21 protein-coding genes are annotated in these 25,607 nt (G+C 39.7%); 19 read left to right on the top strand and 2 right to left on the bottom strand.

Annotated elements, in window-relative coordinates:
• Complete coding sequence (locus IGJ49_RS08360; RefSeq protein ID WP_153829767.1) at positions 1-930, top strand: ABC transporter ATP-binding protein; 930 nt, start codon at positions 1-3, stop codon at positions 928-930.
• Entirely contained in the window at positions 931-1,689 is a 759-nt protein-coding gene (locus tag IGJ49_RS08355) for an ABC transporter permease (protein WP_438723093.1), read from the top strand. It begins immediately after the preceding gene.
• 97 nt (positions 1,690-1,786) lie between these two features.
• On the opposite strand, the gene glmS is transcribed toward IGJ49_RS08355, so the two are convergent.
• Positions 1,787-3,595: a glutamine--fructose-6-phosphate transaminase (isomerizing) gene (gene glmS, locus IGJ49_RS08350; protein ID WP_153829769.1), complete on the bottom strand. Its 1,809-nt coding sequence runs from the start codon at positions 3,593-3,595 to the stop codon at positions 1,787-1,789.
• Between the two features lie 391 nt (positions 3,596-3,986).
• Between glmS and IGJ49_RS08345 the strand changes: the two genes are divergently transcribed.
• The 7 genes from IGJ49_RS08345 (at position 3,987) to yihA (ending at position 10,780) form a co-directional block, all read left to right on the top strand.
• Positions 3,987-4,277, top strand: coding sequence for a hypothetical protein (locus tag IGJ49_RS08345; protein WP_226076926.1), 291 nt, complete (start codon positions 3,987-3,989; stop codon positions 4,275-4,277).
• Positions 4,278-4,288: 11 nt separating this feature from the next.
• Positions 4,289-5,314, top strand: coding sequence for a signal peptide peptidase SppA (gene sppA / locus IGJ49_RS08340; protein WP_077151451.1), 1,026 nt, complete (start codon positions 4,289-4,291; stop codon positions 5,312-5,314).
• A gap of 188 nt (positions 5,315-5,502) precedes the next feature.
• Entirely contained in the window at positions 5,503-6,180 is a 678-nt protein-coding gene (locus tag IGJ49_RS08335) for an RDD family protein (protein WP_224434897.1), read from the top strand.
• A gap of 88 nt (positions 6,181-6,268) precedes the next feature.
• A complete protein-coding gene (locus IGJ49_RS08330; RefSeq protein ID WP_010735251.1) occupies positions 6,269-7,204 on the top strand; it encodes a hypothetical protein in 936 nt (311 codons plus the stop codon).
• A gap of 151 nt (positions 7,205-7,355) precedes the next feature.
• A complete protein-coding gene (gene tig / locus IGJ49_RS08325; protein WP_010735252.1) occupies positions 7,356-8,642 on the top strand; it encodes a trigger factor in 1,287 nt (428 codons plus the stop codon).
• A 187-nt stretch (positions 8,643-8,829) separates the two neighbouring features.
• Complete coding sequence (gene clpX / locus IGJ49_RS08320) at positions 8,830-10,077, top strand: ATP-dependent Clp protease ATP-binding subunit ClpX (protein WP_010735253.1); 1,248 nt, start codon at positions 8,830-8,832, stop codon at positions 10,075-10,077.
• Positions 10,078-10,192: 115 nt separating this feature from the next.
• Positions 10,193-10,780: a ribosome biogenesis GTP-binding protein YihA/YsxC gene (gene yihA / locus IGJ49_RS08315; protein WP_029594239.1), complete on the top strand. Its 588-nt coding sequence runs from the start codon at positions 10,193-10,195 to the stop codon at positions 10,778-10,780.
• Between the two features lie 67 nt (positions 10,781-10,847).
• Here the strand turns inward: yihA and IGJ49_RS08310 are convergent, their stop codons facing one another.
• Positions 10,848-10,997: an SPJ_0845 family protein gene (locus IGJ49_RS08310; RefSeq protein WP_010735255.1), complete on the bottom strand. Its 150-nt coding sequence runs from the start codon at positions 10,995-10,997 to the stop codon at positions 10,848-10,850.
• Between the two features lie 126 nt (positions 10,998-11,123).
• Here IGJ49_RS08310 and IGJ49_RS08305 point away from each other — a divergent pair, with 126 nt between their 5' ends.
• From IGJ49_RS08305 to IGJ49_RS08260, 10 genes are all read left to right on the top strand, one after another.
• Positions 11,124-12,449 carry a hypothetical protein gene (locus IGJ49_RS08305; protein ID WP_438723088.1) on the top strand — a complete coding sequence of 442 codons (1,326 nt, stop codon included), beginning with the start codon at positions 11,124-11,126 and terminating at the stop codon, positions 12,447-12,449.
• Positions 12,450-12,703: 254 nt separating this feature from the next.
• Positions 12,704-13,456, top strand: coding sequence for a DeoR/GlpR family DNA-binding transcription regulator (locus IGJ49_RS08300; RefSeq protein ID WP_438723086.1), 753 nt, complete (start codon positions 12,704-12,706; stop codon positions 13,454-13,456).
• Positions 13,453-14,367, top strand: a complete 915-nt coding sequence (gene pfkB, locus IGJ49_RS08295) for a 1-phosphofructokinase (RefSeq protein WP_438723084.1) — start codon at positions 13,453-13,455, stop codon at positions 14,365-14,367. Before IGJ49_RS08300 ends, pfkB begins: the two co-directional genes overlap by 4 nt.
• 18 nt (positions 14,368-14,385) lie before the next feature.
• Positions 14,386-16,317: a PTS fructose transporter subunit IIABC gene (locus IGJ49_RS08290; protein WP_438723083.1), complete on the top strand. Its 1,932-nt coding sequence runs from the start codon at positions 14,386-14,388 to the stop codon at positions 16,315-16,317.
• A gap of 599 nt (positions 16,318-16,916) precedes the next feature.
• A complete protein-coding gene (pcrA, locus tag IGJ49_RS08285; RefSeq protein WP_438723081.1) occupies positions 16,917-19,160 on the top strand; it encodes a DNA helicase PcrA in 2,244 nt (747 codons plus the stop codon).
• A gap of 20 nt (positions 19,161-19,180) precedes the next feature.
• The gene (gene ligA / locus IGJ49_RS08280; RefSeq protein WP_438723079.1) at positions 19,181-21,223 is read left to right on the top strand and encodes an NAD-dependent DNA ligase LigA; all 2,043 of its coding nucleotides are present in this window, start codon (positions 19,181-19,183) and stop codon (positions 21,221-21,223) included.
• 93 nt (positions 21,224-21,316) lie between these two features.
• Positions 21,317-21,622, top strand: coding sequence for an Asp-tRNA(Asn)/Glu-tRNA(Gln) amidotransferase subunit GatC (gene gatC, locus IGJ49_RS08275; protein ID WP_010735262.1), 306 nt, complete (start codon positions 21,317-21,319; stop codon positions 21,620-21,622).
• Positions 21,622-23,094: an Asp-tRNA(Asn)/Glu-tRNA(Gln) amidotransferase subunit GatA gene (gene gatA / locus IGJ49_RS08270; protein ID WP_010735263.1), complete on the top strand. Its 1,473-nt coding sequence runs from the start codon at positions 21,622-21,624 to the stop codon at positions 23,092-23,094. Before gatC ends, gatA begins: the two co-directional genes overlap by 1 nt.
• Positions 23,091-24,521: an Asp-tRNA(Asn)/Glu-tRNA(Gln) amidotransferase subunit GatB gene (gene gatB, locus IGJ49_RS08265; RefSeq protein WP_438723076.1), complete on the top strand. Its 1,431-nt coding sequence runs from the start codon at positions 23,091-23,093 to the stop codon at positions 24,519-24,521. The genes gatA and gatB overlap by 4 nt, the downstream gene beginning before the upstream one ends.
• A 9-nt stretch (positions 24,522-24,530) precedes the next feature.
• Entirely contained in the window at positions 24,531-25,577 is a 1,047-nt protein-coding gene (locus IGJ49_RS08260) for a diacylglycerol kinase (protein ID WP_010735265.1), read from the top strand.
• Positions 25,578-25,607 lie beyond the last annotated feature (30 nt).

Genomic DNA, 25,607 nt, shown 5'->3' with positions numbered 1-25,607 from the left:
ATGCAAAAAGAAAAAATAATCGAAAGTATTGATCTAAAAAAAGATTTTGGTAAAAAACAAGTATTAAAAGGCGTAGATTTTACGGTTAAACGTGGTGAAATTTTTGTTCTTTTAGGCTCTAATGGGGCTGGAAAGTCAACACTTTGTAAAATTTTGACTACGATTCTTCCTTTTGATGGAGGGCAAGTTCGAATCAATGAACATGATCTACTGAAAGACGGAGTTAAAGTGCGAGAAGCTATTAGTCTGACTGGACAGTTTGCCGCAGTTGATGAGATGTTGACAGGTTACGAGAATATGAAAATGATTGCAGCTCTTCGTCATGTGAAAGATAAGCACAAGGTTGTCAGTGACTTATTGAAACGGTTTGATTTGCAAATATACAGCCAAGAACTAGTTAAAAATTATTCAGGTGGAATGCGAAGACGTTTAGATATAGCGATGAGTTTTATCGGTGATCCGCAAGTGATTTTTCTCGATGAACCGACAACAGGCTTGGACCCCCAGAACCGAATCGCAACGTGGCAATTGATCAAAGAAACCGCAATATCAGGGCGGACTATTTTTTTGACTACGCAATATTTGGAAGAAGCAGAGTATCTTGCAGATAAAGTGGCTATATTACATGAAGGTAAAATCATTGTGAATGCTACGCCACAAATGATCAAAAGCACATATGACAAACAGAAAATGGAGATCAATGTATTGACCATAGAGGATTTTAATCTACTTTCTGCACATTTTAAACGACGACTACTGACAAAAAATGAAGAAAAACTTTCTGTGACTGTCAATGTAGGGGATCATTTCAATGATTCAGTTGATCTTCTGAACGAGTTAAAACGATTACCGATCAGGATCACAAATTTCCAGCAGAAAAATGCATCTTTAGAAGGCATCTTTTTAAAATTAGTACAAGGAGTGGTCTAATTGAAAGCAATCATAGAAACAAATACATTATTTAAACGTAATATTAAATTATCTTTTCTTAGCCTGGAAACATTTATCGGTGGACTACTAACCCCAGTGATATTGATGTTGCTTTTTGTTTATGTACTTGGAGGAGCGATGGATGTAGGTGAGCTATCTTATGTTGATTTTGTTTTGCCCGGAGTGTTAGTCCAATGTATTGCTCAAAGTGCTTCTGTCGTCGGGTTAGTCATTAACCAAGATGTCCGTTCTGGTATGGTTGAACGACTCCTAACACTAAATCTTTCAAGGGGAGCATTTCTAAATGGACATGTATTTGCAGCTGCCTTTAGAAGTGTGATGAGCAGTTTTGTCGTATTAGCCGTGGCATTGCTCATCGGTTTTCATCCAAACGCCACCTTTGCAAAATGGCTACTTGTTTGGTTGCTCATTCTTTGTTTTATCCTTGCCTTTACTTGGATTTCGGCCTTGTTTGGGTTATTAGCGAAATCAGCAGAAAGGGCAAGCTTATTTACTCTCCTGACTACCATCTTACCTTATTTAAGTTCAGGATTCGCACCGACTGAAAATATGCCTACAGCGATCAGACTATTTGCTGAGTACCAACCGATGACACCAATCATCCAAGCACTTCGAGGGTTGCTACTAGGTCTCCCAAATCCACCATTAAAGCAAGCATTTTTATGGAGTATTAGTTTGATTTTGATTTTTAGTTTCTTAGCATTATTGGCTTTTAATAAGTGTGTGAGGTGGAAATAACTTATCGAACTACAATAAAAAAACCAGTGAGAAAACAAACTTTTCGTTTTTCTCACTGGATTTTTTGCTATTGATTACTTATTTTTTAATCGGACAATTATTCAACCGTGACTGATTTAGCTAAGTTTCTTGGTTTGTCTACATCGAATCCACGCAATAGGGTAGCGTAATAAGCAAGCAATTGCGTCGGGATGACCATGGCAAGAGGAGAAAGGTATGGATGGACAGCAGGAATCACTAATTGATCCGTTTCTTTTTCTAATCCATGTGACGCGATCACTAAGGTTTTTGCACCACGACTTTCAACTTCTTTTAAGTTGCCACGTGTATGAGCCCCTGTGATTTCCTCACTAATAATCCCAATTACTGGTGTGCCTTCTTCAATCAGTGCAATGGTACCGTGTTTCAATTCACCGGCAGCAAAACCTTCTGCTTGGATATAGCTGATTTCTTTTAGTTTCAAAGCAGCTTCTAAAGCGACATCGTGATCGTTGCTACGACCGATATAAAAAGCGTTGCGCGTGTCATTCAAGAATTCCGCAGCTAGTTCTTGGAGTTCATCTTTTTGGGTAATTACTGTTTCCATCGCATTCGCTACCATACTCAATTCATGCGCTACATCAAATGTCAATGAACGTTTATTGCCTTTTTGATCACCGACTGCTTTTGCAAGTAAAGCTAGTACAGCGATTTGAGCAGTATATGCTTTAGTTGAAGCAACAGCGATCTCCGGACCTGCATGTAGCAACAGAGTGAAGCCAGCTTCTCTTGATAACGTAGAACCAGCAACGTTCGTGATCGTCAATGAAGGATGACCTAATTGATTGATCTTGACTAACACCTGACGACTATCAGCGGTTTCGCCACTTTGACTTAAAAAGATAAAGAATGGTTTTTTCGATAATAAAGGCATGGTATAACCAAACTCACTGGCCAAATGGACTTCTACTGGAATGTCAGTCATTTGTTCGAAGGAATGCTTGCTCGCTAATCCTGCATGATAACTTGTGCCGCATGCCACGATGTAAATACGGTCACTTGCTAACAGTTCATCCATCAATTTGTGATCTAAAGGAATTTCATTGTCCTCATTCACATAGGTTTGCGCGATTTTACGCATGATGATCGGCTGCTCGTCGATTTCTTTCAACATATAGTAAGGGTATGTTCCTTTTTCAATGTCAGAAGCATCTACTTGTGCTTCATAAGAATCACGTTCTATGATCGTACCAGTCATTGTTTGGATCGTGATATCATCTGCTTGAACGATCACCATTTCTTGGTCTTCGATTTCAATAAATTCTTTAGTGTAAGCAAGCATCGCCATCGCGTCACTTGCGATCACATTGAATCCTTGGCCTTTACCGATCAATAAAGGGCTTTTGTTTTTGGCAACGAAAATTGTTTCAGGAGCTGTGCGATCCATCAAGGCAAAAGCGTAAGAACCTTCGATGACTTCTAGCGCTTTTCTAAATCCTTCTTGTGTATCTTGCGTTTCTTCCACGAATTTTTCAATCAAATGAACAACGATTTCCGTATCTGTTTCGCCGATGAAGTCATCAGTGGCTACGTATTGTTGTTTCAATTCTTCAAAATTTTCAATCACCCCATTGTGGACTAAAACAAAACGTCCGCTTTGTGAGTGGTGGGGGTGCGCATTTTTCTCAGCGGGTTCCCCATGAGTTGCCCATCTTGTATGACCGATACCTGCTGTACCAGTGGTTTCTGGAGATAATTTATCTTTAAGGTTTTGGATTCTACCGCGTGCTTTGACTAAATGGTCCTGTTTTCCATTTGAGACAAAGATACCCGCCGAATCATACCCGCGATATTCTAATTTTTCTAAACCATTGATCAACCCTGGTGTCACGTTCTCTAATCCAATCATTCCAACAATTCCGCACATAAAAAAACATCCTACTTTCTGTTATAAACTTGATATTAGCGTTTCCAACTGCGTAAGAAACCTTTTGTTCTACCTTCACAGGTAGTTTTTATGTTTCTTTTTAGGATGCAGTCCCTAGGGCCATCCGCCGAATCCTTCGATCAACCCTTTCCTCGTCATCTGTTAAAACAGACCTGGCGCTATTCCGTATTGGTCTAATTATCCTCCTGTTATTATTTTCTTTGGAAACATCTAAAATCATAACGTTAATGTGTGAGGTTTGTCAATGAAAAAGACAAAAAAATAAATTGGTATATATCTAATTGGGATGGGCGAAAGAAAAATATCAAATTCGACTATCATCTTTTCTTGTAGTTCGGTACAATAATTATAGATAGAAGGAGGATGAAAGATGGAAGAGAAGATAGAAATCATGACGTTGGGGATGTTAAAAAAACAAATTGCAGCATTTGAAAAAACAGAACACGTGACGGATGACACTAAAATCTTTTTGGATACCGGATGGGACAGTATCCAAGAAATCGCCCCTGATGCGTTCGAAATCGAACATGCGCAACAGTTTGTCGTTGAAGATGAATTGACCCACGAACAGTTTACTGGTTACACCCTTGAAGAAAAAGCAGAAAAGATGAATGCGAAACCTAGTTCTGAAACGGTGATCGTGATTAGAAATCTATATTAGGAGCGTGTAAAATGAATAAGAAACGTTGGATAGCAGTACTGATTGCTGCCGGCTTATTGGTTGTTTCGTTGGTATCATCAAGTTTGACGCAACCGCAAGAAGAGGTGCAGATGGGGAACATCAATAGTTGGTTATATGGGGACGATGAAATGTCACCGGTGGTACTTGAAGAAGGCAGTGGCATGGGAAGGATCGCAAAATTGTCCGTTGATGGTGCCATAGCTAGTGGAGGCTCTTCTGGTTTATTTGCTACTGAGAGTTATAATCATGAAGACTTCTTGAAACAAATTGAAGCGATCGAAGCCGATGAACGCGTCAGTGGGATTTTATTGGAAGTCAATTCTCCGGGTGGCGGAGTTTATGAAAGTGCAGAAATTGCCAACTTACTCAACGAGGTCCGAACAGAACGTGATCTACCGATGTATGTCAGCATGAAAAATATGGCTGCCAGTGGTGGTTACTATATTTCCGCACAAGCAGATAAAATCTTTGCAACGGAAGAAACAGTAACTGGTTCAATCGGTGTCATTATGTCCGGACTCAACTATTCGGGCTTACTTGAAAAAATCGGTGTCGAAGATACAACAGTAAAAAGTGGCGCACTAAAAGATATGGGATCGGCTACTCGACCTGAAACTGAGCAAGATCATGCAGTGTTGCAAGCTTACATCGATAACGCCTATAATCGTTTTGTTAAAGTTGTTAGTGAAGGAAGAAACAAATCAGAAGATGAAGTGAAAAAAGTCGCAGATGGTCGTATTTACGACGGTGTACAAGCGAAAGAAGCAGGTTTGGTGGACGAAATCGGCTATCCAACAGATGCTTTAGCTGCGATGAGAGAAGATCTTGATCTACAAGATGCTGAGTTAGTCGAATACTCAACTAGTTCTACTGGATTTGGCAATACTTGGTTTGGTGCAAAATTAGCAGAATTACAAGGGTTGCAAGCTTCTGAAACAAGTCAGATCTTGTCATTACTTGAAAGTCTAGGAACAGCAGAATCTCCAAGAGCAATGTATCTATATGGAGGTGAGTAAGCATGAATGAGAAATCAACGAACGCGTCAACACCCGAAGAACGCTCAAAAACCAATGAGGAACCGAAAGTAGCTGAACGTACAGAGGGATCATCTAAACAAGTTTTTAAGGTAGAAGAAAATAAATTAGTAGATCCTACTAGTAGAAGCCAGGATACAGTAGACGCTTTAGTCGCTCCTAAAGACGAAATTACAGCTGACAAAAACACAAGTAGCTCTTCGGAAGAACTTGAGTTTGCAGCACAAGCAAAAAATGACCAACCGGCTGTAGGACCAGATGCGGGATTTTCTCAAAAGGTGCTAAGTTCCTTTGAAGAAAAACCACTGTCAGAAACTGAGATCAAAGAAAATCAGAAAAAATGGAAAAAATATACAGAACAAAAAACCGAGGAACCAAGTATCAATCGTTTTCCTTATTATTTCTTTGCCGGTTTTTGGGTTCGTTTTGCTGCGTTTTTGGTTGATTTGATTTGTATTGGGTCAATCACTCGCTTAACGTTAGGTATCGCAGTGAACCTAGGATGGCTTCAAGTTTCTGATTCTTATTTGAGTATCTATGGTAGTTTGTCGTTGATCGCCTATTTAGCTTATTTTATTTTATTGACGAAATGGAATCACGGACAGACGATTGGAAAAATGATTTTTGGTATTCGAGTGATCAGTTTTGATGAAGAGGAACTTTCATGGAGTACAGTATTAGTCCGTGAGGGCGCTTGTCGCTTCATTTTGAGATTTCCGTTACTTTTTATCGGCTATCTCCCAGTTATCTTTAGTAAGAAAAAACAACACATCGGTGATTATTTCTCAAATACGAGTGTAGTAACCATCAATATGATCAAAGCATTTAATCAAGAGATGAATGCTTGATGCTTTAGGTAGAGAAAATGGCTGAATATGGTTATTATTCAATAAGTCGTGTCAGACAAATGATAAAACATTGAAGGGAAGAACCTAAGTGAGACCGATCGATTTTCCTGATAAATACGACAATTTGATGCGTATTGGCCAACAGGCATTAACAGATCATCAGTACAGTCAAGCAAAAGAGCTGTTTGAACGTGCATATGAACTTGAAGCAACATTTGAAGCGAATACGTTATACGTGTTGGCACTATCAGAATTGGATATGTGGGAAGAAGCACTTCATCAAGCACTTTTGCATGAAAAACAGTATTTGATGAATGAAGAATTGGCTACTTTTTACTTTGATCTACTGATTACAGCAAAAGATTTTTTATATGCACGAAAATTGATTGCAAGTGCTGATTTTCCCGATGATTTTGAGCAAGCAGTTTTGTTGAAAATCCAACAATCAGAAGAATTAGTCGGACAGATGCGAAGACAGAAGATTCGTGAAATCTATCAACTGGTAGAAAAATTACCTTTTGAAAAACCAACTACCCAGTTGAGTTATATTCAAGAAATCGAGCAACTGCCTTACCACGAATTTATCCAGACCGCTAGAAAGTTGATCGTTTTAAAAACGGTCCATGTTCTTGTAAGGGCTAAGTTGCTTGAGTCGCTCGTTCAAGTCGAAGAAGCAGCACCAGTTGCATACTTGACGATCGAGGAAGAGTTGATCGAAGTGATACCAAAGAAAATGGTGCGTCCAGAAGAGCAAACTTCCTATCGACGAATCAAACAAATGGCGGAAGCATATGAACGAGAAGACGCCTTAATGAGTGAGAACTTGAAAGAAGAGTTTGCGATGCAATCGGCAATCGTTTATCCGATCTATGATAGCTACATTGGAAATCTTGACAAATGGTTCAAACAAACAGTAGCAACCTATACGAATCAGCCATGTGAGGATCTTTTAGCATCTGAACAACACGAATTCACTGAAAAAAGAAATAAAATAATGACAGAACTATTATTATTCAATACGTAAAAAAACAGAGGAAAAGATAAAAAAGTCATGAAAAACGTGGATTCCCCTCGTTCAATATGTTTACAATTTGGAAGGGTTAGTGTACTATTTAAAGGTATGCATGAAACGTTTTTGATGTATCAAATGAATTTCTAAACTCGGAGGGAAATAAATGACTGCAACATTCGAAAAAAAAGGCACAAATGATGGTGTTTTAACATTTACGATCGGGCAAGATCAAATCCAAAAAGGATTGACAACTGCCTTTAATAAAGTAAAAGGAAACTTGAACGTTCCTGGATTCCGTAAAGGAAAAGTATCTCGTCAAGTATTCAACCGTATGTACGGAGAAGAAGCATTGTACGAAGATGCATTGAACGCTGTCTTACCTGAAGCATATGAAGCAGCTGTTAAAGAAGCAGCAATCGATCCAGTTTCTCAACCTAAGATCGATGTAGCAAGCATGGAAAAAGGTCAAGACTGGACAATCACAGCAGAAGTAACTGTAAAACCTGAAGTAAAATTAGGTGATTACAAAGACTTAGTGGTTGAAAAACAAGACCGCGAAGTAACAGAAGCAGACGTTGAAGAACGTATTAAACGTGAACAAGAAGCGCAAGCTGAATTAGTCATCAAAGAAGATGCTGCAGCTGAAAATGGCGACACTGTTGTCATCGATTTTGAAGGTTTCATCAACGATGAAGCATTTGAAGGCGGAAAAGGCGAAAACCATTCACTTGAATTAGGATCAGGTTCATTCATTCCTGGTTTTGAAGACCAATTAGTTGGCCACAAATCAGGCGAAAACTTAGATGTTACTGTGACATTCCCAGAAGATTATCAAGCAGAAGATCTTGCGGGTAAAGAAGCAGTCTTCAAAGTAACGATCCACGAAGTGAAAACAAAAGAAGTACCTGAACTAGATGATGAGTTCGCAAAAGATGTAGACGATGAAGTATCTACATTAGCAGAATTAAAAGAAAAATACATGAAAGAATTGACTGAAACGAAAGAAAAAGCTGCAGAAGATGCAAAAGATGAAGCAGCAATCAAATTGGCAGTCGAAAATGCGGAAATCGTTGATCTTCCACATGTTATGGTCCATGATGAAGTTCACCGTTCAATGGACGAATTCTTAAACAACATGCAACGTCAAGGAATCTCACCAGAAATGTACTACCAATTAACTGGTTCAACAGAAGAAGACTTGCACAAACAGTTTGAAGAAGAAGCAGAAATGCGTACAAAAACAAACCTTGTGATCGAAGCTGTAGCAGCTGCTGAAAACTTAGATGCAACAGAAGAAGAAATCACTGCAGAGATCCAAGAATTAGCAGAAACTTACAATATGCCAATTGACCAAATCAAACGTGTATTGACAGAAGATATGCTAAAACATGATGTGATCATGAAAAAAGCAATCGAATTGATTACAAGTACAGCAAAAGAAGCAGAATAAGCGAATAGAATTGTTGATCTGCATCTATATGAAAGAGTCCAGGCGCTTAGATGAAGCCTAGACTCTTTCGTTTTGTTTTAAACTTCTTTGATACTTTTGCTTTTTTTTAAATTATGGTATGATAGGGAAAGACTGTAAAGTCTTTGATAGTTTCTTGCGAATCAACGCAAGTTAAGGGGTGAAGACCATGTATGATAATCCAAGTGGTAATGAGACTGTACGCTGTTCTTTTTGTGGTAAAACACAAGAAGAAGTAAAGAAAATCGTAGCAGGTCCGGGGGTCTACATCTGTAACGAATGTATCGACCTATGTAAAGAAATCATTGATGAAGAATTCTATGAAGAAGCAGTACGAGAGTTTACTGAAGTACCGAAACCTTCTGAGATTCTTGAAGTATTGGATAATTATGTGATTGGACAAGAACGTGCAAAACGTTCATTGGCTGTAGCTGTTTACAATCACTATAAGCGTGTCAATCAAGAAGCAAAAGACAGCGATGATGTCGAATTGCAAAAAAGCAATATCTGCCTGATCGGTCCAACTGGTTCAGGTAAAACATTCTTAGCGCAAACATTAGCAAAAACATTGAATGTACCATTTGCCATTGCTGATGCAACAAGTTTGACAGAAGCGGGTTATGTAGGTGAAGATGTCGAAAATATCTTATTGAAACTTTTGCAATCTGCTGATTACAATGTTGAACGTGCGGAAAAAGGAATCATCTACATTGATGAGATCGACAAAATTGCACGTAAAAGCGAAAATGTATCGATCACACGCGATGTATCAGGGGAAGGTGTACAACAAGCCTTACTGAAAATCTTGGAAGGAACAGTTGCCAGTGTGCCGCCACAAGGTGGACGCAAACATCCTCATCAAGAATTCATCCAAATCGATACGACGAATGTGTTGTTCATTGTCGGTGGTGCGTTTGATGGCATCGAAACAATCGTAAAAAATCGTATGGGCGAGAAAACGATTGGTTTCGGTACACAAAACCAAAAACTCTCAGAAAATGAAAGTGTCATGCAACATATCATTCCTGAAGATTTATTGAAGTTCGGCTTGATCCCAGAGTTTATCGGACGCTTACCTGTAATGGCTGCGTTAGAAAAACTAACAACCGACGATTTAGTTCGTATCTTGACGGAACCGAAAAATGCGTTAGTGAAACAATACCAAAAATTACTTTCACTAGATGACACTGCTTTAGAATTTGAACCAGAAGCACTAAAAGCCATTGCGAAAAAAGCAATTGAGCGTAATACTGGTGCACGTGGTTTGCGTTCGATTATCGAAGAAATCATGATGGATGTCATGTTTGATATTCCTTCTGATGAAACGATCGAAAAAGTGATCATTACAAAAGAAGCTGCCGAACTTACCGGCAAACCAACAGTTATTTACAAAGACTCAGAAAAAAAAGCGGGATAAAATGAAAGGAGCAGTCGTGAAAGTTTTAGCAGCTTTTTCGACTACTCCTTTTCATTCTGTCGAAGAAAGTGGAGAGGGATTGAGCCACTTTGCCGCTTTGAAGGAGAGAGAGCATATGAAAGTCCATCATGCGGATATTGTGATCAGTGCTGTTGCACCGAAACAATATCCAGAAACAGATCTACCAGAGATTGCCTTAGCAGGTCGCTCAAATGTCGGGAAATCTTCCTTTATCAATACGCTGATCGATCGAAAGAATCTCGCACGTACATCAGGTAAACCAGGGAAAACACAAACCCTGAATTTTTATCTGATCGAAAATGCGCTGCATTTTGTCGATGTTCCAGGTTATGGTTACGCGAAAGTTTCTAAAACTGAGCGTGCGAAATGGGGACAGATGATCGAAACTTATTTGACATCGAGAGAACAATTAAAAGCTGTGGTGTCACTGGTGGATGTTCGCCATAAACCATCGCAAGAAGATATCCAAATGTATGAATTCTTAAAATACTATGATATCCCAGTGATCGTTGTTGCGACAAAAGCAGATAAGATCCCTCGTGGAAAATGGAACAAACACGAAAGCGAAATTAAAAAAGCATTGAATTTCGATCGCAATGACACATTCATTTTATTTTCTTCTGTAACTAAACAAGGAAAAGAAGAAGCGTGGAAAGCGATCGAAGACGCGATCAGCGAGTAAACAAAAAAGACTTGATACTTAGGTTGAAAGGCAAACTTTCAAAAGCTAAATATCAAGTCTTTTTTGTTTATTTCTTTTTTTTGTCTTTTTTTGGGTCGCTTTTTGGTTTTAAAAAGCGGTCAATGTCTTCTTTTGGAGCAACGGTCTTTTCCGGATCAACGCCAAAAGATTCAAATAGTTTGTCGAAATTATCTGTACGCTCAAATTTCAATCCCATGTTTATCACCTCTTTCTTTATTTTAACATGCTACCCCTCAATCGGTGGCATAAGACGAAAAGTTTTAGTTTTTTTTTATTATTCGTTATAATTTGATTATAAATAGATTTGAGAGAGGTGAGAAATATGGTGTCGAAAGAAAAAATGATGTTCCGTCTCGTGTTGACCAGAGATTGTACGAACGAAAAAGAAGAAGCCTATGATTGGTCCATGCTGACTCTTATCTTGCTTACTCCTGACTTTTTCCAATCCTCTCGTCATTCGAAAGAATCATATACCTTAATTGCACTAAAAAAAGCCTTAGAAGAAATCTCTGATGAAGAGATCGGTTGGTTTGAAATTTATCAGAATGATCTCACTTGCCGTTTCGAATTTGGCTATCATCATCTCCAAATTGATTATCAGTTTTTGTGGCAGGTATTTCAAAAAAATGAATCGGTGATTCGAAACTATCTTCAAACAAAAATGCAAAAAAATGGTATTTTTGCTTATATGAGAAGTGTCGAAGAATATTTATATCATAATACGAAAGAAATCGAAAAGCGTTTATCCTTTGAATCTGCCGAGAACATCGAGAAGTTGCCTAAAATCAAAGGTCGAAATGGGCAGATTGAGGTAGATTGTAACCAGTTTCCCGGTTATGATCTAATCGTAGAAGGGCGTTGTTTTACTTCTTGTTGGGAAATGTATTATAGTCAATATTATTATCGACTGATCCCTAAAGAGATTTTTTTGGAAATGCAACAGGTGGAGGAAATCACCCAATACGAGAATCAAGTCATTGGTATCCAGTTGTATCGCGAGCCATTTCGTTGGCAAAGTGAAGCGAATTTAAAATTTCAACAATACTATCGAGATCAATTAGGCTTTGATCATTTGTCGTGGGACAACGGCGTTGGTTTACTGAAAGAGCCATTTGTCGAGTATGCCTATACTCAGGACTCCTTGCAAGCGGTCCAGTATCAAAATCATTTGATGCAACCAACAGAAAAGAAGAAAGCAACATTTTTCGTAACAAGAAGCTATGATTTTGCTACTTACGATTACAAAGAAAAAAGAGCGAGAGGTGTCCTGAATCGTCAAGCATTTTTTCCTTGGGTCGATGAAAGCCATAGCCAGTTGATCTGTTATAAAGTGATCGATCCAACATTCATGTTAGATAAGGGAATCGATGCTTATAGTTATTATATTAATGAATACTTGAATGTTGAAGCCCCCGATGAAATGTACCAAGACTATTTGACCTCATTGCGCATTTACTTGCCGACCAAGTTTTTAGCTGATTTTCCCATCGAGGAGATCCGCGATCGATTATCAGAGATCCAATTCAAACGAATACGCAAGAGAAGAGGACGTTTAAGCTTTGATGCAGTTCAAGGAAAAAAACGTCTTCGGGTCGTCTTGTTAGATCAAGCGGAATTGTCTGGGAATCTATTGATGCAGAAAAATTAGCTGATTTCAATAATTTGCAAGAAAAGCCGGATCATACTGAGATGATCGGAAAAGTGAAATGGTAAAGTAGTTTAAAATCTAAAATATCAGAAGGCATCCATAAAAATTGAAGTATGATTTTGTGGATGCTTTCTTACTTGTAATTGAAGTTACGTGTGTATTCAAGATTTTTATCGTTTTTGAATGTTTTTGAATGAATATTGTTGAATGTCAAATAAAAATATGCTAGAATCTATCGTGAGGTGATCGTGGAAATGCTTACAGAAGAACGTAAACAGAAAATTCTACAACTATTGGAACAACATAAAATTGTCAAATCCCAAGAGTTAGTAGTCTTGTTAGATGCTTCTGAATCAACGATTAGACGGGATCTCCAAGAGTTAGAAGATGAAGGTTTATTGCAACGTATCCATGGAGGAGCAAAAAAAGAGGATCTTTTAGGTTTTGAACAAAACATGAGTGAAAAAACGCTCAAAAACGTTCATGAAAAGCAAATGATTGCACGATTAGCAGCAGAACTGGTGAACAATGAGGAAGTCATTTATCTTGATGCAGGATCAACCACGTTAGAGATGATTCCTTTTTTAAAAGATAAACAGATCACTGTTGTGACCAATTCAGTGAAACATGCTGCCGCGCTAGTTGATCTACAAATCTCAACGGTCGTCCTAGGGGGCCAAGTGAAACTCTCAACGAATGCAGTGTTAGGAGCTAATACACTTAGCCAATTACAGGCTTACCATTTTAATAAAGCATTTATGGGAATGAATGGCGTTCATCTTGAACGTGGGTTTACTACCCCAGATCCAGAAGAAGCAGCTGTCAAACGCTTAGCCATTACAAATGCCCAAGATAGTTATGTTTTACTTGACCATACGAAGTTCAATAAGCAAACCTTTGTTTCTGTTGCACCACTGCAAGATGCCACGATCATAACCGAGCGTTGTCCACTAGAATTTCTTGACGACTACAGTGAACGGACGACAATTAAGGAGGCAAATCAATGATTTATACAGTAACGCTTAATCCATCCATCGATTTGATCGTACGAGTAGATGGATTAAAACTCGGTGATTTAAATCGAATGACCGAAGATTTCAAAGTCCCTGGAGGAAAAGGGATCAATGTTTCCCGTATTTTGAAGCGCATCGATTCTGATTCGACCGCTTTAGGATTTCTTGGTGGTTTCACTGGGAATTTTATTTCTGACTGGTTGAAAGAAGAACAAATCGCAACAGCTTTTACACAAGTGGAAGAAGATACTCGGATCAACATCAAATTAAAGTCTGATTCTGAAACAGAGATCAATGGACAAGGACCAACAATCTCGGATCAAGCCATTGAACGTTTGAAAGCAGAATTAGCAACTGTTGGAGCAGACGATATCGTGGTATTATCAGGAAGCGCACCTGCGAGTTTACGTGCTGGATTCTATCAAGAATTGATTGAGATCATCCGTGAAAAAGGTGCTGAGTTTGTGATCGATACTACCGGCGATGATTTGAAAGAAGCATTAAAAAAAGAACCGTTGTTGATCAAACCAAACAATCACGAATTAGCTGAATTGTATGATGTGACATTCCGTTCCGTTGAAGATATCATTCCTTACGGCAAGAAATTATTGGCAGAAGGAGTAAAAAATGTGTTGATTTCAATGGCTGGAGATGGTGCTTTATTGTTCACAAAAGAAGGAACCTACCGTTCCAATGTATTAGTTCGACCATTGAAAAATTCAGTGGGTGCCGGAGACTCGATGATTGCTGGTTTTATCGGTTCATATAGCAAACATAGAGATGCGGTAGAAGCGTTCAAGTGGGGCGTGGCATGTGGAAGTGCAACTGCTTTTTCGGATGATTTAGCGGTTCGCCCATTCATTGATGAATTGTTACCAGAAGTAGAAATAACAAAAATTGATTAATATCGTGGGGGATAAATCATGGAAATCAAAGACTTAATGATTAAAGATGCGATGATCATGGATCTACAGGCAATTGATAAAAAAGGCGCCATCGATGAAATGGTCCAAAAAATGTATGATGCAGGTCGTATCTCAGATATCGAAACTTATAAACAAGGGATCTTAGCTCGTGAAGCTCAAACATCCACTGGGCTAGGCGATGGCATTGCTATGCCACATGCGAAGAATGCTGCTGTCAAAGAAGCAACAGTTTTGTTTGCGAAAAGCAATAAAGGCGTAGATTATGAAGCACTAGATGGTCAACCAACTTTCTTATTCTTTATGATCGCCGCACCAGAAGGAGCAAACGACACACATCTGCAAGCATTAGCTGCCTTATCACGTTTATTGATCGATCCAGATTTTGTTGGAAAATTAAAAGAAGCAGGAAAACCGGAAGAAGTCCAAGAATTGTTCCAAACAGCTGAACAACAAAAAGAAGCAGAAGCGGTAGCAGAACAAGAAGAAGCAGCACAAACAGCGACTTCATCTAATAAAAAATTCGTTGTTGCAGTTACTGCATGTCCGACAGGGATAGCCCATACTTACATGGCTGAAGATGCGCTGAAGAAAAAAGCCAAAGAGATGGGTGTTGAGATCAAAGTTGAAACAAACGGTTCAGAAGGAATCAAAAACCGTTTGACTGCTGAAGATATTGCTCGTGCAGATGGCGTCATCATTGCGGCTGATAAAAAAGTCGAAATGAATCGTTTTGACGGAAAAGAATTAGTCAATCGTCCAGTAAGTGACGGTATTCGAAAAACTGAAGAATTGATCAACTTAGCTGTCAGTGGCTCAGCACCAGTTTTCCATGGTGATGGAAAAGAAAAATCTTCTGACGAAGGAAATGCAGATGGAACGATCGGCCAACGAATCTATAAAGATTTGATGAACGGTGTTTCTCACATGTTACCATTCGTTATCGGTGGTGGGATTGCCATTGCATTATCATTCATGGTCGACCAATTCATGGGTGTACCACAAGATCAATTAGCAAACCTTGGGAATTACAACCAAGCAGCAAGCTGGTTCAATCAAATTGGACAAGCTGCATTTGGCTTTATGTTACCAGTTTTAGCAGGATTCATTGCTTCAAGTATTGGTGACCGTCCTGGATTGATCGTTGGTTTTGCAGCGGGAGCATTAGCAAATACTGGCGGTGCTGGGTTCTTAGGTGCCTTGATCGGTGGTTTCTTAGCAGGTTATGTGATCGTCTTCTTACGTAAATTGTTTAAAAACTTGCCTAAGTCACTTGAAGGAATCAAAACGATTCTATTCTATCCTGTTTTTGGATTATTGATTACCGGTTTCTTGATGTTGATGGTCAATGTACCGATGAAAGCACTGAATGATGGTTTGAATAGTTTCTTATCTGGACTTAGCGGTTCAAATGCTGCATTATTAGGTGCGTTACTTGCTGGGATGATGGCTGCCGATCTAGGTGGACCAATCAATAAAGCAGCATATGTGTTCGGTACAGCAACATTAGCAACCACTGTCGCAACCGGTGGTAGTGTTGTGATGGCTTCCGTTATGGCAGGAGGAATGGTTCCACCATTAGCTATCTTCGTTGCAACACGTTTGTTTAAAAATAAATTCAGTAAAACAGACCAAGATGCTGGCTTGACAAACATTGTTATGGGGCTCTCCTTCGTAACCGAAGGATCGATTCCATTCGCCGCAGCTGATCCAATCAGAGCCATTCCAAGTTTCATTATTGGTTCTGCATTGACAGGTGGTTTAGTGGGAGCATTTGGTATCAAATTGTTAGCACCACATGGCGGGATCTTCGTTGTCTTCTTACTAAGTCATCCGATTATGTATCTTGTATTCATTGCAATTGGTGCAATTGTTTCTGGAGTAATTTATGGTGCTTTAAGAAAATCACCAGATGCTGTTAAAGTAGCCTAATCTTTATTAAAAATATAAAACAGACTAAGCATAGTGGGTAAGATATTCGACGGAATATCTTGTCCACTATTTTCTTGTAATCAAGTATAGTGAGAGTGAAAGGAAGCTCGAACATGATCTCATGGACTTGAAGTCCGTGTAAGGGAAAGTCGAATCGGAATGAATCTGTGAAGATTTTTCAATCAAATAGTGAAGGAGGTTGGGACGGAAGGGTTTAGCCTTATTTCCGAAGAGGGGACTTTTGTTCCCGCCGTTTATTCGGTTATAGGCGTGGGGGAGAACTAATGTCCGACTTCTCTTTTTTTTACTTGTGTTAGTAGATAATCAAATCTGATTCTCTAAGATGTAATTGGTCTGGTATTCTCAATAGGTTGAAAAATTATTTCTAGTGACTGAAGAATAGTATCGCAAAAACGTTAAGTGGCCCTTTATGTTGTCTCAAATTCTGGCTTTTTGCTGAAGCGATTTAACCATGCGTCAGACTATTCTTGAATCAATGACTAATGTGATGTTGAAGACGTTTTACAAGAAGATTCCCTTTATCGAATAGGGGGTTAATGCTATAATTAGAAGGATTGATAATAGAAAGGATGTTGTGAATGTCATCCAAAGAAAACTTATTAAAGGGAATGAACCCTCGTCAAAAAGAAGCGGTTCTACATACAGATGGCCCGCTTTTATTAATGGCTGGTGCCGGTAGTGGAAAAACACGTGTTTTGACTCATCGAATCGCTTATTTGATTGAAGAAAAAGAAGTGAATCCATGGAATATTTTGGCAATCACCTTTACCAATAAAGCGGCGAAAGAAATGAAAGAACGGGTCAATGCCATTTTAGAAACAGGTGGCGAAGATGTCTGGGTCTCTACCTTTCACTCGATGTGTGTCCGTATTTTAAGACGAGATGTGGATTATATCGGCTATAATCGAAACTTTACGATCATTGATTCTTCGGAACAATTATCATTGATGAAACGAATTTTGAAAGAGTTGAATATCGATCCTAAAAAATACGATCCAAGAAGCTTGTTAGGATCAATCTCGCAAGCAAAAAATAGTTTGTTGTCACCAGAGGCTTTTGCCAAAATGCAAGGCAGTTATTATGAAGAAATTGCCGCAAAATGTTATGCAGCATACCAGAAGGAACTCCTATACAACCAATGTATGGATTTTGATGATCTGATCATGAATACGATCCGTTTATTTGACGAGCATCCAGATTCATTGACGTATTATCAAAATAAATTCCATTACATCCATGTAGATGAATATCAAGATACGAACCACGCACAATATACGTTAGTCAATCTATTAGCTGGACGGTTCAGAAATCTTTGTGTAGTTGGGGATGCAGATCAAAGTATTTACGGCTGGCGTGGAGCAGATATGCAAAACATCTTGGATTTTGAAAAAGATTATCCAGATGCCGCGGTGATCTTTTTAGAACAAAATTATCGCTCAACGAAAACGATCTTGAATGCAGCGAATCAAGTCATCGAAAACAACCGCAATCGTAAACCCAAAAATCTTTGGACAGAAAACCAAGACGGTAACAAAATCACGTACTATCGAGCAGACAATGAGCGTGACGAAACACGTTTTATTGTAGAAAGAATGCAAGAAGAGATCCAGACGAATCGTCGCAATTATGGAGACTTTGCTATTCTTTACCGAACAAATGCCCAATCACGTGTCATGGAAGAAACCTTACTGAAAGCCAATATTCCGTACAAAATGGTTGGAGGTCACAAATTCTATGATCGAAAAGAAATCAAAGATGTTTTGGCGTATCTTAATGTGATGGCAAATCCTCAAGATTCATTGAGTTTTGAGCGGATCGTCAACTCACCAAAACGTGGGATTGGACCAGGATCGGTGGAAAAACTTCGTAGCTTTGCCACGATGCACGAATGGCCCTTGCTAGAGGCTGCAAGAAATGTTGAGTTAGCGAACATCGGCGGAAAAGCAGGAACACAGTTAGGCTCTTTTGGCGAGATGATGCATCAATTGACTGAAATGATCCCTTATTTGACCGTTACAGAGTTAACCAAAGAAGTCTTAGAACGTAGTGGCTATTTGGATGATCTAAAAATCCAAAATACATTAGAATCCCAAGCACGTATCGAAAACTTAGAAGAGTTTTTGACGGTGACTCAAGAATTTGATAAACAATTTGAAAAAGAAGGGCTAGAGAATGCTGATTCGCCAGAGGACAAGCTGGTCGTCTTTTTAAATGACCTTGCACTTGTATCAGATATCGATAGCTTAGAAGAAGAAACGAAGCAAGTGACATTGATGACCTTACATGCTGCGAAGGGTCTAGAGTTTCCAGTCGTCTTTTTGATCGGTCTAGAAGAAGGTGTCTTTCCACTTTCTCGTGCCTTGATGGAGGAAAGTGAACTGGAAGAGGAACGCCGTTTGGCCTATGTAGGGATCACCAGGGCAGAAGAAGCATTGTTTATGACCAATGCGTTTTCACGGACTTTATATGGTCGTACGCAATACAATCGACCTTCACGATTTTTAGAAGAAATCGATCAAGAATTATTAGATATCCACGGGATGCGACCAACTTCCAATGCCTCTCAGCCGTCGCCTCTTCGTGCGAATAACGCGACACCTAAGTACCAACAGCCGACAAAAGCAGGTGTATCAGCAAAAGTCGCTACAGGTGGCGAAACAGGTGGTTGGAAGCCAGGAGATAAAGTCAAACATAAAAAATGGGGACCTGGTACAGTGGTTAGAGTTAGTGGTGATGCAAAAGACCTTGAGCTTGATATTGCATTTCCAAGTCAAGGAGTCAAACGTGTATTAGCCGCTTTTGCACCAATCGAAAAAGTTTAGTTCAATAGGGGGAGAAAAAGATGGAACACGAAATGACGATCGATGAAGCGATAAAAAAAGCAGAAGAACTCAGAGTGCAGTTAGATCGTTGGTCTCGTGAGTATTATGTGTTGGACCAGCCAACGGTAGAAGATTATATCTATGACCAAACCTATGCCGAATTAGTGGCGATCGAAGAACAATATCCAGATCTGATCACCGCAGATTCACCGACCCAACGAGTAGGTGGAAAGATTCTTTCCTCATTTGAAAAAGTCACACATGACATTCCATTATATAGTTTGAACGATGTCTTCAATAAAGAAGAACTCTTAGCATTTGATCAACGTGTCCAAAAAGCAATCGGCCGTCCAGTCGCTTATTGTTGTGAACTGAAAATCGATGGACTATCGGTATCTTTACGATATGAGAATGGTGAGTTTGTACGGGGAGCAACTCGGGGAGATGGTTCGGTCGGCGAAAATATCACAGAAAACTTAAAAACGGTGCGTTCTGTTCCAATCAAATTAAAAGAACCGATGAGTATCGAAGTACGTGGTGAATGTTTTATGCCGAAACGTTCATTCGTTAAATTGAACCAAAAAAATGAAGAAGAAGGCAAACCAGTCTTTGCCAATCCTCGTAATGCAGCAGCAGGTTCATTGCGCCAGTTAGATTCCAAGATCACAGCGAAAAGGAATCTTGATACGTTCTTATATACCGTAGCAGATTTTGGACCGATGCAAGCGACGACGCAATACGAAGCGTTAGAAGAATTAGACAAAATCGGTTTCCATACGAACCATGAAAAACGTCTTTGTCATTCAATCGACGAAGTTTGGGCGTTCATTGAAGAATACCATGAAAAACGTAAAGATCTCCCTTACGAGATTGACGGGATCGTTATTAAAGTCAATGATTTTTCATTGCAAGACCAATTAGGTTTTACGGTCAAAGCTCCACGGTGGGCGACGGCCTATAAGTTTCCGCCAGAAGAAGTAGAGACGGTCATCGAAGAAATCGAATGGACGGTCGGCAGAACGGGTGTAGTGACACCGACAGCAATCATGACACCGGTTCGTGTGGCTGGTACGACAGTCAGCCGTGCTAGTCTGCATAATGGCGATTATATCCAAATGAAAGATATCCGCTTGAATGATACTGTCCAAATCTACAAGGCAGGGGATATCATCCCTGAAGTCGCACAAGTCATTTTAGATAAACGTCCAAAAGACAGCGAGCCTTATAAAATGCCCGAACATTGCCCTGTCTGTCACAGTGAGTTGGTTCATTTAGATGAAGAAGTTGCCTTGCGTTGCATCAATCCAAAGTGTCCCGCACAAATGAAAGAAGGACTGAACCATTTCGTTTCCCGAAATGCGATGAACATCGATGGCTTAGGACCAAGAGTCTTGGAACAGATGTATGACAAGAAGTTAGTCGCTGATGTTGCTGATCTCTATAAACTAACAGAAGAAGAATTATTGACGTTAGATAAAATCAAAGAAAAATCAGCGAATAATATTTTAACAGCAATCGACAATAGCAAAGAGAACTCGGTAGAACGTTTGATCTTTGGTTTAGGTATCCGTCACGTTGGCGCAAAAGCAGCGAAAATCTTAGCGGAGCATTTTGGCGATTTAGAAACGTTGAGTCGCAGCGATTTTGAATCGATCATCCAATTAGATACGATCGGGGATATCATTGCAGATAGTGTAGTGACTTATTTTGACAACGAAGAAGTCCACGAGTTGATGGAAGAACTTAAACAAGCAGGTGTCAACCTTGAATACAAAGGCATTCGTTCGACACAGCTGAAAGAAGTAGAATCGCCGTTCAAAAACAAGACGATCGTGTTGACAGGCAAATTAACTCGATTCACAAGAGAAGAAGCCAAAGAAACGATTGAAAACCTTGGTGGAAAAGTCACTGGCAGCGTCTCTAAAAAAACGGATATCGTTGTCGCTGGCGAAGATGCAGGTAGTAAATTAACGAAAGCCCAAGAGTTAGGTGTCGAGGTTTGGACGGAAGATCAGATGGCTGAAGCGTTAGCGGAGAGTCATCCTGCTGAGGAAGCAGAATAATTTTTCAGATAAATTTCAAGAAAGAATTTCAGAATGCGAATTTCTTATGTTAAAATAAGAAGCAAAGTTTTCATTTAGGAAAGAAGGGGTACTATGGCGATTAGTGAAGAACAAGTAAAACATGTAGCGAAGTTAGCCAAATTGAAATTTGCCGACGAAGAGCGCGCAGGTTTTACTGACCAATTAGGAAAAATCATTGACATGGTAGAAATGCTGGAAGAAGTAGACACAGAAGGCGTACCATTTACATCAAACGTCGTTGAGACTGTCAACGTCATGCGACAAGACCGTGCACAACTAGGTTGGAGCAGAGATGAATTATTAAAAAATGTACCAGAAAAAGAAGATGGTTTCATCAAAGTACCAGCAATCATCGATAATGGGGAGGCTGGCGCATAATGACAGAATTATACAATCGTTCATTAGAAGAACTACACGACTTATTAGTGTCAAAAGAAATCACTGCACAAGACTTAGTGAGAGCTACATTTGATCGAATCAAGGAAACAGAACCCGCGATCGATGCATTCATCACATTGAATGAAGAGAAAGCTTTAGCCCAAGCCAAAGCTTTGGACGAAAAAGGTATCGACGAAAACAATGTTCTTTCAGGTATCCCGATCGGTATCAAAGACAATATCGTGACGAAAGATCTTTTAACGACAGCAGCTTCAAAGATCCTTTATAATTTTGAACCGATCTACGATGCGACAGTCATGGAAAAAGTATACGAAGCAGACATGATCCCTGTTGGTAAATTGAACATGGATGAATTTGCAATGGGCGGAAGTACCGAAACTTCTTACTTCAAAAAAACAAAGAACGCTTGGGATCAAACAAAAGTTCCTGGCGGATCATCTGGTGGTTCAGCAGCTGCAGTTGCCGCAGGACAAGTGCCAGTTTCTCTAGGTAGTGACACTGGTGGAAGTATCCGCCAACCAGCCGCTTTCAATGGAATCGTAGGAATGAAACCAACTTATGGTCGTGTTTCCCGTTTCGGTTTGATTGCATTTGCTTCATCTTTAGACCAAATCGGTCCAATGACCCGGACAGTCAAAGATAACGCATTAGCATTGACCGCAATCAGTGGCTACGACGAAAAAGACGGTACTTCATCTGGTGTATCTGTCCCTAACTTTGCAGAAGGTTTGTCTGGTGATATTAAAGGAATGAAGATTGCTTTACCTAAAGAATACTTAGGTGAAGGTGTCGATGAAGGCGTGAAAGAAGCAATTCTTAAAGCAGCTGAAACATTCCGTTCATTAGGTGCAACAGTAGAAGAAGTTAGCTTACCTCATTCAAAATATGGCGTGGCTGTCTACTATATCATTGCTTCATCTGAAGCTAGTTCGAACTTGCAACGTTTTGACGGTATTCGTTATGGATATCGTTCAGAAGATGTCAAGAACTTGGATGACGTTTATGTCAATTCACGTTCTGAAGGTTTCGGAGAAGAAGTAAAACGCCGGATCATGTTAGGAACGTTCTCATTGAGTGCAGGTTACTATGACGCGCATTTCAAAAAAGCAGGACAAGTCCGTACATTGATCAAGCGTGACTTTGAAAAAGTTTTCGCGGATTATGATTTGATTATCGGCCCTTCTTCACCAACAGTTGCGTTCGGTCTTGGTGAAAATATCAACGACCCAATCACGATGTATATGAGTGATATCTTGACGATCCCAGTGAACTTGGCAGGACTACCAGGTATGTCAGTACCTGCAGGCTTATCGGAAGGGTTACCAGTTGGCTTACAGATCATCGGTAATTATTTCGAAGAGAAAACCATGTATCAAGCAGCTTATGCGTTTGAGCAAGCGACAGAGTTCCATCGTCAACAACCAGCTATTTTAGGAGGGAAAGCCGAATGAATTTTGAAACAGTCATTGGACTTGAAGTCCATGTGGAATTAAAAACCAACTCAAAAATTTTCTCTCCAGCTCCTGCGCATTTTGGTGCTGAACCAAACAGCAACACCAATGTGATCGACTGGGGATACCCTGGAGTTTTACCAGTAATGAATAAAGCAGCGCTGGAATTTGGGATGCGTGCAGCGTTAGCATTGAATTGCGAAATTTCGAAAGATACTCATTTTGACCGCAAAAACTATTTCTATCCAGACAATCCCAAAGCTTACCAAATCTCGCAATTCGATCAACCAATCGGTCATGATGGCTGGATCGAGATCGAAGTAGAAGGTAAAAAGAAAAGAATCCGCATTGAACGTGTACATTTAGAAGAAGATGCAGGAAAAAACATGCACGGCATCGGTGGATACTCTTATGTCGATCTAAACAGACAAGGAACACCATTGATCGAGATCGTTTCAGAAGCAGACATGCGTTCACCAGAAGAAGCCTATGCTTATTTAGAAGCTTTACGTTCTGTGATCCAATTTACTGAAGTCAGTGACGTGAAATTAGAAGAAGGTTCAATGCGTTGTGATGCGAACATTTCTTTACGCCCTTATGGACAAGAAGAATTTGGGACAAAAGCAGAATTGAAAAACTTGAACTCCCTTTCTTTTGTCAAAAAAGGTTTAGCATTTGAAGAAAAACGCCAAGCAAAAGTATTATTATCTGGTGGAGAGATCCAACAAGAAACTCGTCGCTTTGATGAAACGACGAATAAGACGATCTTGATGCGTGTCAAAGAAGGGTCAAGTGACTATCGTTATTTCCCAGAACCTGATATTCCAAGATTCGTGATCGATGATGAATGGATCCAACGAGTGAAAGCAAGCTTACCAGAAATGCCAGCTTCTCGTCGTGTACGCTACATCAGCGAATTAGGCTTACCAGAGTATGATGCGAAAGTATTGACGCTATCAAAAGAAATGTCTGATTTCTTTGAAGCAACATTGGAAAACGGAGCAGATGCCAAACAAGCTTCCAACTGGTTGATGGGTGAAGTATCAGCATACTTAAACAGTGAGAAATTGGAATTAGCTGAAACGAAACTAACACCTGAAAACTTAGCGGGTATGATTCTTTTGATCGCAGATGGCACGATCAGCTCTAAAATTGCGAAAAAAGTCTTTCGTGAGTTGATCATGAATGGCGGAGATGCACAAAGTGTTGTTGAAGCAAACGGTTGGGTCCAATTATCTGACCCAGCGAAGTTATTACCGATCATCAATGAAATCTTAGATAACAATCAACAATCTGTTGATGATTTCAAAAACGGAAAAGACCGTGCAGTAGGTTTCTTAGTTGGACAAATCATGAAAGCTACTAAAGGACAAGCAAACCCAGGTGTGGTCAACAAATTGCTAAATGAAGAATTAGCGAAACGATAGAGGGATGCTATGAAAAAAGCGCGTGTGATCTATAATCCGGTCTCAGGTAAAGAATTGTTAAAACGTAATCTTGCCGACATCCTCCAAGCTTTGGAGGAGTCGGGCTATGAAGCAAGTGCTTATGCAACGACTCCGGAACAGGACTCGGCAAAAAATGAAGCACGACGAGTCGCTGAGTTAGGTTTTGATCTTGTCGTTGCTGCTGGTGGCGATGGGACGATCAATGAAGTCGTTAATGGTATCGCCTCATTGGAAGTTAGACCTAAAATGGCGATCATTCCAGCGGGAACGACCAATGACTATGCTCGCGCCTTGAAGATTCCTAGAGATAATATCAAGGCAGCAGCAGAAGTCATCAAAAAGAATCAAACAGTCAAAATGGATATCGGTCAATCCGATAATAGCTATTTCATCAATATTGCAGCTGGTGGCTACTTGACAGAATTGACCTATGAAGTTCCTTCCGAATTGAAAAGTATTTTTGGCTATCTTGCATATTTGGCAAAAGGAGCAGAAATGTTACCACGTGTCAAACCGATCAAGATGCACTTGAAGTATGACGAAGGCGAATATAATGGCAATGCTTCGATGTTCTTTTTAGGGTTGACGAATTCCGTTGGTGGCTTTGAACAAATTGCGCCTGATGCAAAGCTAGATGATGGAAAATTCTCTTTGATCATCGTCAAAACGGCGAATATTTTTGAGATCCTACACATTGCTGCCTTAATGCTCAATGGAGGGAAGCATGTCGATGATCCAAGAGTCATCTATACGAAAACAAGTTCTCTTTATGTTGAAACCGAAGATAATGCGAATCGCCCTGTCATGATCAATTTAGATGGCGAATACGGTGGGAATGCTCCGATGCATTTTCAAAATCTTCATCAGCATATCGAGTTTTATGCAAATACAGATCAAATTCCAGATGAGGCAATCACTGGTTTTGAGGAAGAAGAGCTAGAAGAAGTTAGCAAAGAATTCGTCAAAGAAGTAGAACGTTTGACGGATGAAGATATCGATGGCGATGGCAAAATTGCTGACAAGGATCAGAACTGAGCAGGATTGGACGACTATTAGAAGGAAAAA

Origin of the sequence: Enterococcus sp. AZ171 (genome assembly GCF_051714005.1) — a bacterium.
GTDB lineage: Bacteria > Bacillota > Bacilli > Lactobacillales > Enterococcaceae > Enterococcus_B > Enterococcus_B pernyi.
Note: the sequence above shows the minus strand (reverse complement) of the source record. Positions and strands in the feature narration are given on the sequence as shown.

Excerpts from the sequence above, each read along its gene's own strand:
- IGJ49_RS08360 (WP_153829767.1), top strand. The coding sequence starts at position 1 with ATGCAAAAAGAAAAAATAATCGAAAGTATTGATCTAAAAAAAGATTTT.
- glmS (WP_153829769.1), bottom strand. The coding sequence starts at position 3,595 with ATGTGCGGAATTGTTGGAATGATTGGATTAGAGAACGTGACACCAGGG.
- IGJ49_RS08345 (WP_226076926.1), top strand. The coding sequence starts at position 3,987 with ATGGAAGAGAAGATAGAAATCATGACGTTGGGGATGTTAAAAAAACAA.
- sppA (WP_077151451.1), top strand. The coding sequence starts at position 4,289 with ATGAATAAGAAACGTTGGATAGCAGTACTGATTGCTGCCGGCTTATTG.
- tig (WP_010735252.1), top strand. The coding sequence starts at position 7,356 with ATGACTGCAACATTCGAAAAAAAAGGCACAAATGATGGTGTTTTAACA.
- clpX (WP_010735253.1), top strand. The coding sequence starts at position 8,830 with ATGTATGATAATCCAAGTGGTAATGAGACTGTACGCTGTTCTTTTTGT.
- yihA (WP_029594239.1), top strand. The coding sequence starts at position 10,193 with ATGAAAGTCCATCATGCGGATATTGTGATCAGTGCTGTTGCACCGAAA.
- IGJ49_RS08310 (WP_010735255.1), bottom strand. The coding sequence starts at position 10,997 with ATGGGATTGAAATTTGAGCGTACAGATAATTTCGACAAACTATTTGAA.
- IGJ49_RS08305 (WP_438723088.1), top strand. The coding sequence starts at position 11,124 with ATGGTGTCGAAAGAAAAAATGATGTTCCGTCTCGTGTTGACCAGAGAT.
- IGJ49_RS08300 (WP_438723086.1), top strand. The coding sequence starts at position 12,704 with ATGCTTACAGAAGAACGTAAACAGAAAATTCTACAACTATTGGAACAA.
- pfkB (WP_438723084.1), top strand. The coding sequence starts at position 13,453 with ATGATTTATACAGTAACGCTTAATCCATCCATCGATTTGATCGTACGA.
- IGJ49_RS08290 (WP_438723083.1), top strand. The coding sequence starts at position 14,386 with ATGGAAATCAAAGACTTAATGATTAAAGATGCGATGATCATGGATCTA.
- pcrA (WP_438723081.1), top strand. The coding sequence starts at position 16,917 with ATGTCATCCAAAGAAAACTTATTAAAGGGAATGAACCCTCGTCAAAAA.
- ligA (WP_438723079.1), top strand. The coding sequence starts at position 19,181 with ATGGAACACGAAATGACGATCGATGAAGCGATAAAAAAAGCAGAAGAA.
- gatC (WP_010735262.1), top strand. The coding sequence starts at position 21,317 with ATGGCGATTAGTGAAGAACAAGTAAAACATGTAGCGAAGTTAGCCAAA.
- gatA (WP_010735263.1), top strand. The coding sequence starts at position 21,622 with ATGACAGAATTATACAATCGTTCATTAGAAGAACTACACGACTTATTA.
- gatB (WP_438723076.1), top strand. The coding sequence starts at position 23,091 with ATGAATTTTGAAACAGTCATTGGACTTGAAGTCCATGTGGAATTAAAA.
- IGJ49_RS08260 (WP_010735265.1), top strand. The coding sequence starts at position 24,531 with ATGAAAAAAGCGCGTGTGATCTATAATCCGGTCTCAGGTAAAGAATTG.